This is a genomic window from Nonlabens sp. YIK11 (assembly GCF_001413925.1).
In the GTDB taxonomy this organism is placed as follows: domain Bacteria; phylum Bacteroidota; class Bacteroidia; order Flavobacteriales; family Flavobacteriaceae; genus Nonlabens.
Map to the genome: position 1 here is coordinate 2,709,228 of NZ_LBMJ01000001.1, position 16,577 is coordinate 2,725,804.

Annotated in this window: 17 protein-coding genes; 14 read left to right on the top strand and 3 right to left on the bottom strand. The window is 41.7% G+C overall.

What is annotated here, in order from left to right:
* Positions 1-52: 52 nt before the first annotated feature.
* Both AAU57_RS12335 and AAU57_RS12340 read right to left on the bottom strand, forming a co-directional pair.
* Positions 53-1,051, bottom strand: coding sequence for a glycosyltransferase family 2 protein (locus tag AAU57_RS12335; RefSeq protein WP_055413200.1), 999 nt, complete (start codon positions 1,049-1,051; stop codon positions 53-55).
* Complete coding sequence (locus AAU57_RS12340; protein WP_055413201.1) at positions 1,048-1,494, bottom strand: type I restriction enzyme HsdR N-terminal domain-containing protein; 447 nt, start codon at positions 1,492-1,494, stop codon at positions 1,048-1,050. Before AAU57_RS12340 ends, AAU57_RS12335 begins: the two co-directional genes overlap by 4 nt.
* A gap of 33 nt (positions 1,495-1,527) precedes the next feature.
* Between AAU57_RS12340 and holA the strand changes: the two genes are divergently transcribed.
* The 3 genes from holA (at position 1,528) to AAU57_RS12355 (ending at position 3,893) form a co-directional block, all read left to right on the top strand.
* Positions 1,528-2,535, top strand: a complete 1,008-nt coding sequence (gene holA, locus AAU57_RS12345) for a DNA polymerase III subunit delta (protein ID WP_055413202.1) — start codon at positions 1,528-1,530, stop codon at positions 2,533-2,535.
* Positions 2,532-3,530 carry a 1,4-dihydroxy-2-naphthoate octaprenyltransferase gene (menA, locus tag AAU57_RS12350; RefSeq protein ID WP_055413203.1) on the top strand — a complete coding sequence of 333 codons (999 nt, stop codon included), beginning with the start codon at positions 2,532-2,534 and terminating at the stop codon, positions 3,528-3,530. Before holA ends, menA begins: the two co-directional genes overlap by 4 nt.
* A gap of 165 nt (positions 3,531-3,695) precedes the next feature.
* A complete protein-coding gene (locus AAU57_RS12355; RefSeq protein WP_055413204.1) occupies positions 3,696-3,893 on the top strand; it encodes a hypothetical protein in 198 nt (65 codons plus the stop codon).
* Positions 3,894-3,918: 25 nt separating this feature from the next.
* Here AAU57_RS12355 and AAU57_RS12360 read toward each other — a convergent pair whose 3' ends face one another.
* Positions 3,919-4,857 (bottom strand): hydrogen peroxide-inducible genes activator, encoded by a 939-nt coding sequence (locus AAU57_RS12360; RefSeq protein WP_055413205.1) that lies wholly within the window; start codon positions 4,855-4,857, stop codon positions 3,919-3,921.
* Between the two features lie 155 nt (positions 4,858-5,012).
* Between AAU57_RS12360 and tpx the strand changes: the two genes are divergently transcribed.
* The 11 genes from tpx (at position 5,013) to AAU57_RS12415 (ending at position 16,527) form a co-directional block, all read left to right on the top strand.
* On the top strand, positions 5,013-5,513 hold the full coding sequence (gene tpx / locus AAU57_RS12365; protein WP_055413769.1) for a thiol peroxidase: 501 nt from the start codon (positions 5,013-5,015) through the stop codon (positions 5,511-5,513).
* A complete protein-coding gene (locus AAU57_RS12370) occupies positions 5,514-5,903 on the top strand; it encodes a diacylglycerol kinase (protein ID WP_055413206.1) in 390 nt (129 codons plus the stop codon).
* Positions 5,904-5,966: 63 nt separating this feature from the next.
* The gene (locus tag AAU57_RS12375) at positions 5,967-8,408 is read left to right on the top strand and encodes a DNA translocase FtsK (RefSeq protein WP_055413207.1); all 2,442 of its coding nucleotides are present in this window, start codon (positions 5,967-5,969) and stop codon (positions 8,406-8,408) included.
* The gene (locus AAU57_RS12380; RefSeq protein ID WP_231717816.1) at positions 8,409-9,059 is read left to right on the top strand and encodes a LolA family protein; all 651 of its coding nucleotides are present in this window, start codon (positions 8,409-8,411) and stop codon (positions 9,057-9,059) included. It begins immediately after the preceding gene.
* A gap of 1 nt (position 9,060) precedes the next feature.
* Positions 9,061-10,506, top strand: coding sequence for an LptF/LptG family permease (locus AAU57_RS12385; protein WP_055413208.1), 1,446 nt, complete (start codon positions 9,061-9,063; stop codon positions 10,504-10,506).
* 39 nt (positions 10,507-10,545) lie between these two features.
* Positions 10,546-11,691 carry a 3,4-dihydroxy-2-butanone-4-phosphate synthase gene (gene ribB / locus AAU57_RS12390; RefSeq protein ID WP_055413209.1) on the top strand — a complete coding sequence of 382 codons (1,146 nt, stop codon included), beginning with the start codon at positions 10,546-10,548 and terminating at the stop codon, positions 11,689-11,691.
* A 91-nt stretch (positions 11,692-11,782) separates the two neighbouring features.
* On the top strand, positions 11,783-12,598 hold the full coding sequence (gene murQ, locus AAU57_RS12395) for an N-acetylmuramic acid 6-phosphate etherase (RefSeq protein ID WP_055413210.1): 816 nt from the start codon (positions 11,783-11,785) through the stop codon (positions 12,596-12,598).
* Positions 12,598-12,837, top strand: coding sequence for a DUF6095 family protein (locus tag AAU57_RS12400; protein WP_055413211.1), 240 nt, complete (start codon positions 12,598-12,600; stop codon positions 12,835-12,837). The genes murQ and AAU57_RS12400 overlap by 1 nt, the downstream gene beginning before the upstream one ends.
* Positions 12,838-13,638 (top strand): DUF6503 family protein, encoded by an 801-nt coding sequence (locus AAU57_RS12405; RefSeq protein WP_055413212.1) that lies wholly within the window; start codon positions 12,838-12,840, stop codon positions 13,636-13,638.
* The gene (locus AAU57_RS12410) at positions 13,616-15,346 is read left to right on the top strand and encodes an OstA-like protein (RefSeq protein ID WP_231717817.1); all 1,731 of its coding nucleotides are present in this window, start codon (positions 13,616-13,618) and stop codon (positions 15,344-15,346) included. Before AAU57_RS12405 ends, AAU57_RS12410 begins: the two co-directional genes overlap by 23 nt.
* Positions 15,343-16,527 (top strand): aspartate aminotransferase family protein, encoded by a 1,185-nt coding sequence (locus AAU57_RS12415; protein WP_055413213.1) that lies wholly within the window; start codon positions 15,343-15,345, stop codon positions 16,525-16,527. Before AAU57_RS12410 ends, AAU57_RS12415 begins: the two co-directional genes overlap by 4 nt.
* Positions 16,528-16,577 lie beyond the last annotated feature (50 nt).

The following is a 16,577-nucleotide window of genomic DNA, read 5'->3' on the forward strand; positions in this document are numbered from 1 at the left end:
AGGTTGAGATATCCCAACGAACTGTTAACATAGAATTATAAGAAAGAATCACTTACAAAAACTGTCTTTTGCCTTTCAGGTAATAACTTAATACAATGCTAGTTACACCTTTATTTTTAATTCCCAACATTCCTGAGGTTTTCAATAGCTTACGTTTCCTTAAAAAGGAAGGCAGCAACCTGTAAAAACTGATGTGTGCTTTTAAAACTGCATAGCTATGTTTTACTTTAAATTCCAGCAAAAACTTCACCGCTGCAACGCCGTCAAGTATCATTCTTGCCAGAATAATAAGCCAGAAGAGAGAGCGCCCGTCATTTTTTACGATGGTAAGCAGGCTGTTTCTAAAATTCAGGTATGTTTTTCTTGGGTTGAGACTGTTTAGGGTTCCACCACCTAAATGAAATACTTTAGCATCTGGAAATACCTTAACGGTGTAGTCCAGTCTTCTTAATCTCCAGCATAGATCTACTTCTTCTTGATGCGCAAAATATTGCTCGTCAAAACCTCCAGCTTCCACGAAGGCTTTTTTACGTACAAATAAAGCGGCACCGCTAGCCCAATCGATCTCGATTTCGCTATCATATTGTCCGTGATTCATTTCTAAATAGTCAAATACCCGACCACGACAGTATGGATATCCCAATTGATCCAGAAAACCACCACTGGCACCAGCGTACTCAAAGCGATCTTGGTTCTTATAATCCAACAGCGCTGGCTGAGCAGCTCCAAGACTGGCATCATTTTCAAATTCCTTCAAGATGGGTTGACACCATTCGTCAGTCACAGCAACGTCACTATTTAAAAGACAAAGAACATCGGCATCTAATTGGGGTATGACTTGATTGTAACCACCAGCATAGCCCAAGTTTTCATCATTTACGATCACCTTAATATCTGGATAGTACTCGTGTAACCAGTGGACACTATCATCTGTCGAGGCGTTATCTGCAATAATAATTTGATGATTGGAAGAGTATTCTACCACTGTTGGTAAGAATTCTTTCAACAATGCTGATCCATTCCAGTTAAGTATGACGATGGCTAGTTTCATAAACTATATTCTGGAAGATCTGGAATAAAATTATACCGCTGGTTATCATAGTCCATGGTGCAAAAGTAATGCTCCATACCATTGCTTACCATAAGGTAGGTAGACTTTACCGCTAGATTGTATCGTGCAATTTGATCAAAAACGCTTTGATCAATGGTGATGCTAGGCGCCTTACACTCCACAATGATTTCAATGCTGGCGTCTGGCTTAAAAACAACAATGTCATATCGTTTTGAAGTACCAGCAATGATCAATTGCTTTTCTACATTGATAAGGCTGATAGGCACCTGCTTGTAGGTAATAAGCCACTGAATGATGTGCTGGCGAACCCATTCTTCAGGTTGCAGCTGGACAAACTTTTTACGGATGGGATCAAAAATGAGACGCCCTTTTTCAGTATTTTTAACCCTGAAATTTGCAGGCGGCAATCGCAGTGCCTTCATATAACAAAACTACAAAAAGCGCCACGGCTCTAGATGAGTGATCTCAATAATATTCTTACCAGCATCAAGGCAAAAAAATATGCACCTGTCTATTTTCTCTATGGTGACGAACCCTACTTTATTGATCAGATAAGTGACGCGATCGAAAACTCTGTCCTTGATGAATCTGAAAGAGGTTTTAATCAAATGGTCTTATATGGTAAGGATGCCAAAGTGGATGAGATCATCGAGAGCGCCAAACGTTTCCCCATGATGGCACCTTATCAAGTGATCATTGTGAAAGAAGCCCAGCATTTGAGTTCAAAGCTTACGCAGATGGAAAGCTATATGGAAAACCCATCTGCCACGACGATCTTGGTATTCAATTTTAAGTACAAGAAACCTGACGGTCGCACTAAAGTCTTTAAAAACATCAAGAAAAATGGTGTCGTATTTGAAAGCAAAACCGTCTATGACAACCAGATGCCTAACTGGATCAGTGGGCACCTCAAGGAAATGGGGTATTCCATCGAACCCAAGGCGACCCAAATGCTGGTGGAATTTATAGGCAATGATCTGAGCAGAATAAGCAATGAGTTGGAAAAACTCACTATCGTGCACGATAAAAGCCAGCCCATTACACCACAAGCTATTGAAGAAAACATAGGTTTCTCAAAAGACTTCAACAACTTTGAGTTGCGCAAGGCTTTGGGAAATCGGGATACGGTAAAGGTGCATCGCATCATCAATTATTTTTCAGAGAACCCTAAGGACAATCCGATTGTGCTCACCACTGCGCAACTTCACAGCTTTTTTGTACAGTTGCTCAAGGTGCATGCCTTAAACGATCGGTCGCCTAAAAGTGTGGCTCGTGCAGCCGGAATCAATCCGTTTTTTGTGCAGGAACTGCTCGTGGCCGTGCGTAATTATCCCATGAAATATTGCAGTCGTGCGATCCAGATCATACGTGAAATGGACGTGAAGTCTAAAGGTGTAGGCGCCATACAAATGCCGCAAGCAGATTTACTGAAGGAAACCATGGTAAAAATCATGGCACCTTGAAGAATAAAACCCAAGCCTGGATCAGTGCAGCCAGACCACGTACGTTGCCTTTGAGTATTAGTGGCATTCTTGTGGGTAGTGCCTATGCTTATCTGGATATCGCTTTCGCGAAAGCGAGCTATAATGTGTTCGATGGACCATACAATCATATACCGGTCATTTATTTCAACTGGTGGATTCCTATTCTAGCCTTATTAACAACGCTAGGTTTCCAGATTCTATCCAATTTTGCCAATGACTATGGCGATGGAGTTAAGGGAACCGATAATGACGAGCGCATAGGTCCCATGAGAGCCATTCAAAGCGGCATCATCAAACCACCAGAAATGAAGCGTGTGATGATCATTACTTCTGTCCTCACTTTTTTATGTGCCGTTGCCCTGATTTATGTGAGCTTGGGACTGGAGCAACTTTTGATTTCTCTTTTCTTCTTAGTTCTTGGCATCGCGGCGATATGGGCGGCTATAAAATACACCGTTGGCGATAATGCCTATGGCTATCGAGGCCTTGGCGATGTTTTTGTATTTATATTTTTTGGCCCGGTAAGCGTGATGGGTATTTACTTCTTGATTACTTCGGTTCTGGATTGGAGTTTTATCCTACCATCGTTTACAATCGGGTTATTGAGTGTTGCGGTACTTAATCTGAACAACATGCGAGATATTGAAAGTGATAAGAAATCTGGAAAGAATACCATTCCCGTAAAGTTGGGATTGAAAAAATCAAAAAGGTTGCATTTCACTTACCTTATAATAGCTTTCGTCTCCATGATGCTGTTTCTATGGATACAGTTTATTAAATCGGGCAGTTTAGAACTATCCGTATCGTATGTGCTGTTCTTACCTATACTGGCTTTCATACCACTACTAAAACATCTGTTGACCGTTAGGAGCATAGCTTCTTCCATACTTCTGGATCCCGAATTGAAAAAAGTAGCCTTGTCTACCTTTCTTCTAGCCATTCTATCTATTGTAAGTGTTATAGTAGTTAGCTAACGTATTGGAAATCAAATTTAAGTAGATTGTTAAGGCTTTTTTATCACTGGGAAACTTCAAATATTAACACTTAATATTTGAGTCTAGCGAGAGTTTTGACCTATATTTAATGAGCTCAAATGTTCTACTATTCTACAAAACTACGCTTCTAAAATTCTAAAAATTATGGCACGAGCGATGTTTGAATACACCCTAATCATACTCGAAAAGGTAAGTTTTGATTCCACGTTATTCTGTAAGGAACTCCACAAGGCACTGGATCGATTGCTTCCATTCGAAATTCAAGAATTAAATATCTGGCTTAAAAAACTGTACGTGATGCAGCCAGAATTGAAGGTATGCTTGCCACCGCAAGCGACATAGCTTTCTCTTAGCTATAATTCTCAGATTATCTTTTAGCTAATGGACTTATAATCTGTACGTTGCTAAAGGCGATTGCGCCCTTTACTACACCAGCAATGACGCCTTGTAGGGCCTCAATGATCTGCATTTTAAGTTCTGATTTATGATAAATCAAACTCACTTCTCTAGCAGGAGATGGTTCTTCAAAGTATCTAAGGTTTTGTTTCTTAGTGGATGAGAGATCTAAAGTATTTAAATAAGGCAGTAAAGTCATGCCTAGACCTTCATCAGATAACTTGATCATCGTTTCAAAACTACCGCTCTCCAGCGTGAATTTATCGTCGTCATTCTTTTTGGAGCTGCGGCATAGGTTCAATACATTATCCTTAAAACAGTGACCATCTTCTAACAGCAGCAGTTCATCAATATTGATGTCTTCTACTTTTATTTTTTTGTTCTCTTGTCCAGAATTTTTAGGATCGTAACAAACAAAAGGTTCGTAATAAAGGACACGTTCCTTGATCATTTCATTTTCCAGTGGCGTGGCGGCAATAGCTGCATCGATAGAACCTTCCAACAATCCATTGATGATATTATCAGTGGTCAATTCTTCAATGCGCAAGCGCACCTTAGGGTAGCGGTTCACAAAGTTCATCAGGAACATAGGTAATAAAGTAGGCATCACCGTTGGGATCACACCTATTTTAAAATCTCCACCTATAAATCCTTTTTCTTGATCGACAATGTCCTGAATGCGATCGCTTTCATTGACAATGTTATGCGCTTGTTGGACAATCTTCTTACCAGTCTCGGTTAGCTCAATAGGTTTTTTAGTACGGTCAAAAATCTGTACGTCTAACTCATCTTCCAGCTTCTGGATTTGCATGCTCAAGGTAGGTTGTGTCACAAACACCTTATTGGCCGCCTTGGTGAAATTTTGGTATTGGGCTACGGCAAGGACATATTTGAGCTGTGTGATGGTCATTATAGATATTTTCTACAAAATTAAAACAATGTATTTACTTACTCTATGGCTATGTGAGTCATTTCTTATAATTCTTTCCCTTGTTATTTAACATTTTACCAACTTAAAGCGCTTCTACCATGGGTAATTTAGTGCAAACTGAAAAACCAAACCAGATGGCAACGATTACATTAAGCGGTAATGAAATACACACCGTAGGTTCACTTCCCGAAGTAGGATCACAAGCTCCAGATTTTGAATTACTAAAGGATGACCTTTCTACCACAACCCTAGCCGATTTTAAAGGCAGTCGCGTGGTGTTCAATATTTTCCCAAGTATTGACACAGACGTTTGCGCCACATCAGTGCGCAACTTTAATAAACGTGCGACAGATTTAGAAAATACAAAAGTGGTGAGTGTTTCTAGGGATACACCTTTCGCTCTCAAGAGATTTACTAAGGACGAAGACACTAACAACGTCATGAATTTGAGCGATATTAGAACAGGAGAATTTGGTGAGAGCTATGGCTTGACCATTGTCGATGGACCTTTTGAAGGTTTCCATTCTAGAGCGGTAGTTGTGGTTGATGAAAATGGAAAAGTCATTTACAATCAACAAGTTCCAGAAATAGGTCAAGAACCTGATTACCTTGAAGCACTAAAATCCCTGCTATAATTGGGGTTTAAACAATTTATAAAAGGAAGATTAAAGGGTTGTGTCTATGCTTTTAACGGCGCCGCAACCCTTATTAAAACAGAACCTAGCATACAGGTTCAAATATTTCTGTCCATTATAGTAACCGCAATGGGCTTCTACTTCCAGATCACGACAACCCAATGGATGTTCCAGTGTTTTGCGATAGGATTAGTACTCACTGCCGAAGGTATTAACAGCGCCATCGAGGCCGTAGCAGATTTTATACATCCAGATTTTCATGTCAAAATAGGCCATATTAAAGATATCGCCGCTGGTGCCGTGTTCTTTGCAGCAGTTATTGCTACCATCATTGGCCTCATCATCTACATTCCCTATTTTCAAGATTTGATACAACCTTTATTTGCATAAACAACTAGTTACAGCCTTAAAGAAACCATACAATATTGCTATTTTTGCTCGTTCACTATTGATATGACCCGCAAAAAATCAACTACTAAAAAGAAAGCCACAGGCAAGACCAATTCCCTATCCATGCCATCCTTTAAACTATCTCGTTTACAGGAAGTTATTGTAGGTTTTTTTCTCATTGCTCTAGGTATCGTCTTTTTACTATCGTTCACCTCATTCCTACTTACCTGGCGCAGCGATCAAAGCATTTTGGGACGACTCACAGAACGTGAGCTGGAAGCTCAAAACTGGCTCAGCAAACTTGGTGCATGGTTGGGCAACGTTTTCGTTTATGACGGGTTCGGTATTGCGGCTTTTTCCATCGCCATTCTACTCATTATTACAGGAACTTATTTATTTGCAGCAAAGCGTGGAGCGTTTTCGCTTTCGCGAAAGCGAATTTCCCTTCTATGGGTTTGGGGTCTGCCGCTCATGCTGTGGCTGTCCGTATTTTTTGGGTTTTTCCACAAGAGCTTACCATTATTGGGCGGTATGGTGGGAATGGAACTTAACGACTTCATGCAAGATTACATTGGTTTGATAGGAACCATTATTGTCATGGCGTTTCTCGCACTCATTTATCTCACGTTGAGATTGGGCGTCACGCCAGAGAAAATAAGCAGCTACTTCAAACGCAAATCGGCTCAGGTTAAAGAAGGATTTGATCCATTGGATAATATTGAAGCGACTGACGAGGAAACCGATTGGAAAACCAATACCATTGAAGGCCAAACGATAGGCGATGATAATGTCGATCTCACTGACATCACAATCATTGAGGACGATGAAGAAGAAATTCCAGAACCTGTCCTAAAAACCGAACCTGTCAGTCCTATTATTACTTCTATTCCAGCCACCGGCGACGGTGATGATATAGGTATGGACATAGAGCAAACGGTCGATGAAGAGGAAGTGTTTGACAATAAGGCTTCAAAGTTGGTGCAGGATTTTGGCGAATTTGATCCAACCCTGGAATTAAGCAACTACCAGTTCCCGCCTATTGATCTTTTAAAGGATTATACTAAAGGTAAAACCATCACCATCAATGAGCAGGAACTGCAAGCGAACAAAGATCGCATCGTGGACACGCTCAAGAATTACAAAATAGGCATTGCCAAAATCACAGCTACTGTTGGACCTACGGTAACACTGTATGAAATCGTACCAGAAGCTGGTGTACGTATCTCTAAAATCAAGAATCTAGAGGACGATATCGCTTTATCACTTGCGGCACTTGGAATTAGAATCATCGCTCCCATTCCAGGTAAAGGTACTATAGGTATTGAGGTACCTAATCAAAACCCTTCTATTGTATCCATGCGATCTGTGATTGCATCGCCTAAGTTCCAAAATGCAGAAATGGCGCTGCCTATCGCTTTTGGAAAGACCATCAGCAACGAGACCTTTGTCGTGGATCTTGCCAAAATGCCTCACCTACTCATGGCTGGTGCTACAGGTCAAGGGAAATCGGTAGGATTGAATGCGGTGCTAACCTCACTACTCTATTCAAAACATCCAGCCGAAGTCAAATTCGTACTGGTAGATCCTAAAAAAGTAGAATTAACGCTCTTCAATAAAATCGAGCGTCATTATCTCGCAAAACTTCCAGACAGCGAGGAAGCTATCATTACCGACAACTCCAAAGTTATCAATACACTCAATAGTCTGTGTATCGAGATGGACCAGCGGTATGACATCTTGAAAGAGGCCATGTGCCGTAACATCAAGGAGTATAATGCAAAGTTTAAGGCTAGAAAACTGAACCCAGCAAATGGTCACAAGTTCCTACCATATATAGTATTGGTCGTGGACGAGTTTGCAGACCTGATCATGACCGCTGGTAAAGAGGTAGAAACGCCTATCGCGAGATTGGCACAACTGGCTCGAGCCATTGGGATTCATTTGATCATTGCAACCCAGCGACCATCGGTTAATGTGATTACCGGTATGATCAAGGCCAACTTCCCAGCACGTGTGTCATTTAGGGTACAACAAAAAGTCGATTCCAGGACCATTCTGGACAGTGGTGGCGCAGATCAATTGATCGGTCGTGGTGACATGTTGTACACCTCTGGAAATGAGATCATCCGTATTCAATGTGCCTTTGTGGACACGCCAGAAGTGGAGAAAATTACAGATTTTATAGGCTCACAAAAGGCTTATCCAGACGCTCATCTCTTACCAGAATACGTAGGCGAGGAAGGTGGCACAAGTCTTGATATTAGTATAGAAGAGCGTGATGCTAAGTTCAAGGAAGCCGCCGAAATTATCGTGGTAGCACAACAAGGTAGCGCCTCATTATTGCAACGTAAGTTAAAACTGGGCTACAATCGTGCCGGTAGAATTATTGACCAACTGGAGGCCGCTGGAATCGTAGGTGGTTTTGAAGGTAGTAAAGCCCGTCAGGTGCTTATTCCAGACTTAGCGTCGCTAGAAGTATTTTTAAATGCAGAAAAGCAGAATTAAATGAAAATGAAGAATTTATATCTATTGCTGGTGGTTTTTTTCGCTTTCGCGAAAGCGGGAACAGCACAATCCAATCAAGCATCAAAATTGCTGGATGAAGTGGCAGCAAAATATAAGAGCTATGACAACGTCACTTTTACCTATAAGGGAAATCTGAAAAACTCTAAAGCCAACTTTGACACAGACTTACAAGGTGAGGCAAAATTGAGTGGTAATAAGTACAATGCGACCTACAACGGTACGACCTACATGTACGATGGCAGAAAATTGTACACCATCAATCGTGAGGACGAACAAGTCACCATTGCCACCCAAAACAATGACGGTAGTGAAATGATCAATCCTTCCAACATCATGACGTTTTATCAAAAAGGTTACAACAAAGAGTTGGACATTGTACAAAACGTGAAGGGAAGAAAAATCCAATACGTGAAGCTCACACCTATCAAATCAGGATCTGATTACAAGAACATTCTTTTAGGAATCGATGCCAATACCAAGCATATTTACAACACCATCATTACAGAGCGCAGCGGTACGGTGATCACATTCACCCTACAAACCTTTAAGACCAACGAGCCTTTAGCTAAAAACTGTTTTACCTTTGATCCCAGCCAGTACAAAAACTGGGACATTGAGGAAATGAACTAGCTTGAAAATACTGGATCGCTACATATTGACACAATTTATAAAGACGTTCTTGAGCGTCTTTATTGTGTTAATGTTTATTTTGATCCTACAGGCCATCTGGCTATACATCAAAGACATTGCAGGTAAGGATATTGACCTGATTACCATAGGTAAATTCATGATGTATACCATACCGGTAATCGTACCGCTGGCGTTACCACTTAGTATCCTTTTAGCATCGATCATGGTCTTTGGGAACATGGCAGAAAACTATGAGTTTGCCGCCATGAAATCCAACGGTATATCACTACAGCGCGCCATGCGCAGCTTGACGATTGTCATCTTTTCATTAGGAATCACCAGTTTTGTTTTTGCAAACACAGTCATTCCATGGGGAAACTTAAAGCAGCGTAATTTAAGACGTAACATCGCGCAGGTCAAACCAGCAATGGCGATCAGTAAAAACGTGTTTAATCAGTTGGGTGATATCAACATCAAGGTTTCTGACAAGACTGGTGATCGTGGGCAGTACTTGGACGATGTTATTATTCATAAGAAAAGTCCTGGTAGATCTGGAAACTGGAGAGTAATAAAAAGCGAAAAGGGTGAACTTAAAAGTTCGCTTAAGTCAGATATCATTCAGTTGGTGTTGACTAACGGGAATTATTACGAGGATCTTTTTGTGAACGATCCTAGAAAGCGAGCTTCATCACCTTTTGTAAAAAGCTATTTTGAGACCTATACTTTGAATGTCGATGTATCAGAGTTGAATGATGTGGACATGGACAAGGAAAACGTTACCGATGATTATCAAATGTTGAAGATCAACGAGCTTCAAACTCAGATTGATTCGTTTTCCTCCAGTTACAATTCCCAAAAAAACATCTACAACCAAACACAATTGCTCAAATGGTCACCCAATAAATTGACAGATCGTGTTTCTAAATACGTCGATTCCACAGTCAATGAGAAAACTTTTTTTGAGCGACTATCTTTAAACGATCAAAAGCGTGCGGTAGACGTAGCGACAAATAAGGCCACACAGCAAATCTATAGCATCACGGCTCGTAAAGAGCAGCTGCAACGAGAACAGGTACGACTCAATAAATATGAGATTGAGATCCACAAAAAATACGTACTAGGCGTTGCTTGTATCATTCTGTTCTTTATAGGTGCGCCGTTGGGTGCGATCATTAGAAAAGGCGGTATGGGTTTACCTCTCGTAGTGGCCACCATGTTTTTCCTTACCTACCACTTTATAGGAATCTTTGCAGAAAAATCTGCAGCTGAAGGTGCCTTTCCCGCATGGCTAGGTGCATGGATGAGTACCTTGATTATTTTCCCCATAGGCGTATTTTTAACCTACAGAGCCACCACAGATCAAGGATTCTTTGATTTGGGCGGCAGCGTCAATTCCCTTCTCAACAGGTTCAAAAAGAAACCCAAGAGCCCTACCACAGCAGCATAATCCCGTATCTTTGCAAAGAATTGAAAGAGCAAAAGTACCATGGTTACAGAACAGCAGCAGACAAAGATTCAACTGGATCGTATAGAGGATGCTATTGAAGACATCAAGAACGGCAAAGTCATTATTGTTGTCGATGATGAGAACAGAGAGAATGAAGGTGATTTTTTAGCCAGTGCTCAATCAGTCACTCCAGAAATGATCAATTTTATGGCGACTCACGGTCGTGGATTGATCTGTTGTCCTATCACAGAAAAACGAGTCAAAGAACTGGAGCTTCCCATGATGGTCAATAATAATTCTGACCCTATGGAAACTGCATTTACAGTTTCTGTAGATCTACGTGGTCATGGTGTCACTACTGGAATCAGTGCCAGTGACCGCGCTCTAACCATCAAGGCCATTATTGACAAGAATACCAAGTCGCACGACTTGAGCAAACCAGGCCATATTTTCCCTTTAAAAGCTAGAGATGGCGGCGTTCTAAGAAGAACTGGTCATACAGAAGCTGCGATTGATTTTGCCAGATTAGCCGGCCATGAACCTGCAGGTGTGATCGTAGAGATCATGAATGAGAACGGTACCATGGCAAGATTGCCACAATTGATGGAAGTGGCTCGCAAGCATGATCTTAAGCTGGTGAGCATTGAAGATCTCGTGGCTTACCGCATGAAAAACGATAGCTTGATTGTAAAGAAAGAGGACTTTGAGTTGAAGACTCGGTTTGGCAACTATCGCTTGAGAGCCTATCAACAGACGACAAACGATCAGATCCATCTAGCGTTGACCTTGGGCGATTGGGATCACGACGATGTGGTGTTGACCAGAATGAACTCGACCCAAGTGAACAATGACCTCTTCTCAACTCTAACGTCAGAGGCAGATCGTAAACTGGACGCAATGTTTGAGCGCTTGAATAAAGAAGGAAAAGGAGCGATTGTGTTCATCAATCAGCAGTTTGAACCAGAAAACATGCTGGGCCGACTGGAAGAACTCAAAGCACTTCAGGAAAACGGTACCCATAAAGCGCCTAGACGCCACTTGGACAACAAGGATTACGGCATAGGTGCACAGATTTTGCACGATTTGAACATCTCAAAACTCAGGTTGATGACTAATAGTGAGCAAAGCAAACGCATCGGGATCATAGGCTATGACCTTGAAATTGTAGAAACGGTAGAATATTAGAATCAAGATTAAAATCATATCGCTTTTTGTAAACGCAGTGAACAAAAGTTTATATTGAGCGTAGTCGAAATACGAAAGCGAACTCCATAATATGCCTATTAACAACATAACAGAACAGGATTCTAATCACGATCATCTAGAGAGGATGAGCACTCGTGAATTGTTGGAGGCGATAAATCAAGAAGACCAGCAGGTGGCCATGGCCGTCCAAAAAGTCCTGCCCGAAATAGAACGACTAGTCGATGTTATCGCTGAAAAGATGAGCAATGGCGGTCGTCTTTTTTATATAGGCGCTGGTACGAGTGGTCGTTTGGGAATTCTGGATGCCAGCGAGTGTCCGCCTACTTTTGGCGTTGCTCCCGGAAAAGTCATAGGCATCATTGCCGGCGGTGATCAAGCGATCAGAAACGCTGTAGAAAATGCCGAGGATGACACAGCACAAGCAATAAAGGATCTTGAAAACTATGATATTACGGATAAAGATGTCGTCATAGGCATAGCAGCCAGTGGTCGTACTCCATATGTTATAGGCGGACTTCAAGCCTGCCAAAATCGTGGAATAATAACAGGAGGAATTACGTGTAATCCTGGTAGTAAGTTAGATGAGATAGCCCATCATTCTATAGTTCCCGTAGTAGGACCAGAATTTGTAACAGGCAGTAGTCGTATGAAAGCTGGAACGGCACAGAAAATGGTACTCAACATGATCAGTACAAGTGTGATGATCAAATTGGGTCACATTAAAGGAAATAAAATGATTGACATGCAATTGAGTAACGACAAACTCGTAGATAGAGGTACGCGAATGATCATGGAAGCCACGAGAATAGATTATGAACAGTCACAGGAACTTCTTAAAAAATACGGTAGCGTGCGAGCTGTTCTGGATCACATAGGATTATGCTAATGGAAAACCAACAACCATCAACGGATCGAGAGGTTTTAAGTAAAGGTGTGAAGCGTCTCATGATGGCGATTCCGTTTTTCTTCTTGGGTCCTATCTTAATCTATATAGGCGCTGGAAGCGAGCATCCCATTATTTTCTTGATGCCTGGAATTGCTTTTGCCATTTTAGCCATTGTATTTATGTATCAAGGGATCCAGACGATTTTGGATTCTATGTTTAAGAGCAACAAAACCCGTTAGATGAAAAAATCAATCCTTCTTTTATGGATCATTTCTTTCTTGGTAGGCTGCAAGCAAAGTGATTCTTCGTTATCTATCGAACAAATAACGCCTGATACAACCATAAAGGTTGAAGAAATTGAACCGGCCGTTGCTGATGTTGAAATGGCGCATGAGAAAAGTGCTTTTCTGGATATGGAAGTGGTTCAGTTTGATTTAGATCTGAGTTTTGGCGGCCAGTCAAGACTCAACGGTACTGTTTCTTTGTCCACAGATTCGAAGTACATTAGAATTGACAAGACCGATGGAACTTCACTAATTTATGACGGTGATAAGGTCTGGATGAGTCCGCAGGATGCTGACGATAGCGGAGCGCGATTTGACATTTTTACTTGGAGTTACTTCTTCTCCTTACCATACAAACTTACTGATGATGGCACCATCATCAACGTTTTACCAAATACCGAAGATTACAAAGTAATCCAACTCACTTTTGAGCAAGGAACAGGTGATGCACCAGATGATTGGTACGAGATTTATGTGGATAAAGAAACGAATCGAATAGACCATGCGGGTTACATTGTCACCTATGGAGGCACACCAGCAGATAAGGCAGCGCAAAATGCTCATGCGATCGCATATGGAGAATATAAAGAAGTGAAAGACATTCCCATCGCCACGTCTTGGAAATTTTATAACTACTCAAATAAAGTAGATCGATCTAATATCATAGGTGAAGCGACCATAACCAATATCCAATTTAAGGGATTGAACGAAGTCGCATTCTCAACACCTGAAAATGCTAAAGAGATTAAATTGTAAGCTTGTGATGGACCAGATAAAATTCGTTTTAGCGTTTGCTTTGAGCTTAGGGTTCTTTCTAACAGCCATAGCTCAAGAGCAACCCGTGGATTCACTCATACGTGTGGAGTCGCCATTTGAAAGCATTAATGAAAATGAATTCCCTGGCGCCATTCTTTATTTACGTAACTCCGGCAAACAGGTTTATGTGCAGCATCGCGGTATTGAAATGTATTGCGACAAAGCTGTTTTTTATAAAGAAAGTAACTTCATTAAAGCCATAGGAAACGTGCGCATGAATCAAGGTGATACCATCACTATGAACTCCAAGTACGCAGAATACAATGGTGGGAATCAGCTGGCTTTTGCTAGTGGTAACGTCAATATGCGCAGTCCAGAATCAACCCTACAAACAGACACTTTGTGGTTCAATAGAGCGAGGCAGCAAGCCTATTACCGTAGCGGTGGCACGGTTAGAGACACCTCAAGCACTTTGAAAAGCAGGGTTGGCACCTACTTCATGAAGGATAAGAAATATCAGTTTCTAGACAAGGTAGTGGTCACCAATCCAGAATATGTGATCAATTCCAACCACTTGAACTTTTATTCAGATTCTGGTCATGCTTATATGTATGGTCCATCGACCATCACAGGAAAAACGAGCAAGGTGTATTGTGAACGAGGCTTTTACGATACTCGAGCAGATGAAGGTTATTTTGTCAAGAACTCCAGCATTGATTACAACGATCGCAATGTGAGAGGTGATAGCCTATATTTTAATCGCGGTCGGGATTTCGCCAGTGGCGTCAACAATATCAAGATCACAGACACCATCAACAATTCTGTCATTAAAGGTGACTATGCCGAAGTTTTTAGAGCCAAGGATTCGGTCTTTATCACCAAGAGAGCTGTGGCAATATCCGTTCAGGAACAAGACAGTGTGTACATACACGCAGACACCTTAATGGTGACCGGCAAACCAGAAAATAGGCTGGTGAGAGGTTTCTATGATGCCAGGATCTTCAAAAAAGATCTAAGCGGTAAATCAGATAGTATCGTCTCACGTCAAACTACTGGTTTGACAAAGATGATAGGCAGTCCCATATTATGGAATGGCGTGAGCCAAATGACAGGCGATAGCATTTTTATCCAAAGCAACGTTCAAACTGAAAAACTGGATTCCCTTAGAGTATTCTACAACGCCTTTATTGTGAACAAGGATACGACGGGTGGTTTCAACCAAATAAAAGGAAAAGAACTCACGGGATTCTTCAAGGATAATGAATTGAGCGTGGTCAACATTGACAAGAATGTGGAACATCTCGTCTATTTACGTAATGAAGCGCAGGAATTGATAGGAATTGACAAAAGAACCAGTGGCCGCGTTGTGCTGGAATTTGAAGATGGTGAACTCGTTCTGGACACCTATTACAACGAGGCTAAGGGTACCACCTTTCCGCCAGATGAATTGCCAGTGAATGCGAGAACACTAAGAGGATTAAACTGGCGAGGAGACGAACAAATACTGTCTTATAATGACCTTTTCAAGGGCAAACCTATTCCTAAACAAATCAAGATTCAGGGGTTGCCGTTGCCGGTGAGAGAGGACGATTTCTTTAGCAAAGAAGATTTGGAAAACCTCAATGAAAACAGTGAGCTCAAAAAAGAGGATCTGGAAAACAGGAAGGAAGATCAGATAGAAAATATTGAAGGTACAGGAGATAATTGAAAGAGGACTTTTTTAAATATCAAGCGCCCACGACTCCATTTGCGCCAGGTCTAGAAATAGAACGCGCTTCTGGAAACTACATCATCGATACGCACGGTAACAAGTATCTGGATATGGTGGCAGGTGTCAGTGCTTTGCCATTGGGACATTGCCATCCTGAAGTGGTAAATGCCATTAAAGATCAAGTGGATCGGTATATGCACGTGATGGTCTATGGTGAGTATGCCCAGCAACCTGCTGTGGATTTGTGCAAATTGCTAGCCAGCACGATGCCAGCGCCCTTAGACATGACCTATCTGGTCAATAGTGGTACAGAAGCCATTGAAGCCTCCATCAAGCTCGCCAAAACCGTTACCCAACGTTCTGAAATTATCGCCATGAAGAATTGTTATCATGGGAACACGCTAGGTTCACTTAGTCTGATGGATTATGAGGAGCGCAAGGCACCTTTCAGACCGCTGTTGCCAGATATAAAGCATATTCAATTCAATTGCCTGCCAGACTTAAAAAGGATTACCAATAAAACAGCAGCCGTGGTGATGGAAACCATCCAAGGCGGTGCGGGTTTTATCATGCCAGACAAACGCTGGTTCCAGGCGTTGCGGGAAACTTGTACCAAAATGGGAGCCTTATTGATTCTGGACGAGATTCAGCCAGGTGTTGGTCGTACCGGCACCATGTGGCATTTTGAGCAGCACGACATTGTTCCCGACGTTATAGTAAGTGGTAAAGGCCTTGCAGGTGGTCTTCCCATTGGTTCGCTTACGGCAAGTTCAGAACACTTGAATCACTTCAAAACATCACCCATGTTGGGGCACATCACCACCTTTGGAGGTAATCCTGTGATTGCTTCGGCGGCTCTTGCAACCCTGCAGGTGATATTGCGAGAAGGTTATATGGAACGTGTGAAGATGATGGAATTACGCTTTCGCGAAAGCTTACTATCCAAACATATCGTGCAAGTAAGAGGCACCGGTTTGATGCTAGCTGCCATATTGCCTGATGCGACACATACGGCTGCCATTGTTGATCGTTGTAGGGAAAAAGGTGTGATTTTCTTTTTGCTGCTTTTTGAAAAGCGAGCCATACGCATCACGCCGCCCTATACCGTGACTATGGATGAAATTGATCACGCCTGTAACATTTTGAAGCAAACAATTGCCGAATTTTACGGCTCATAAATAGCTGTTTTGCGCTGTTTATAAGATGTTGACAAGAGATTTGGCGGGAA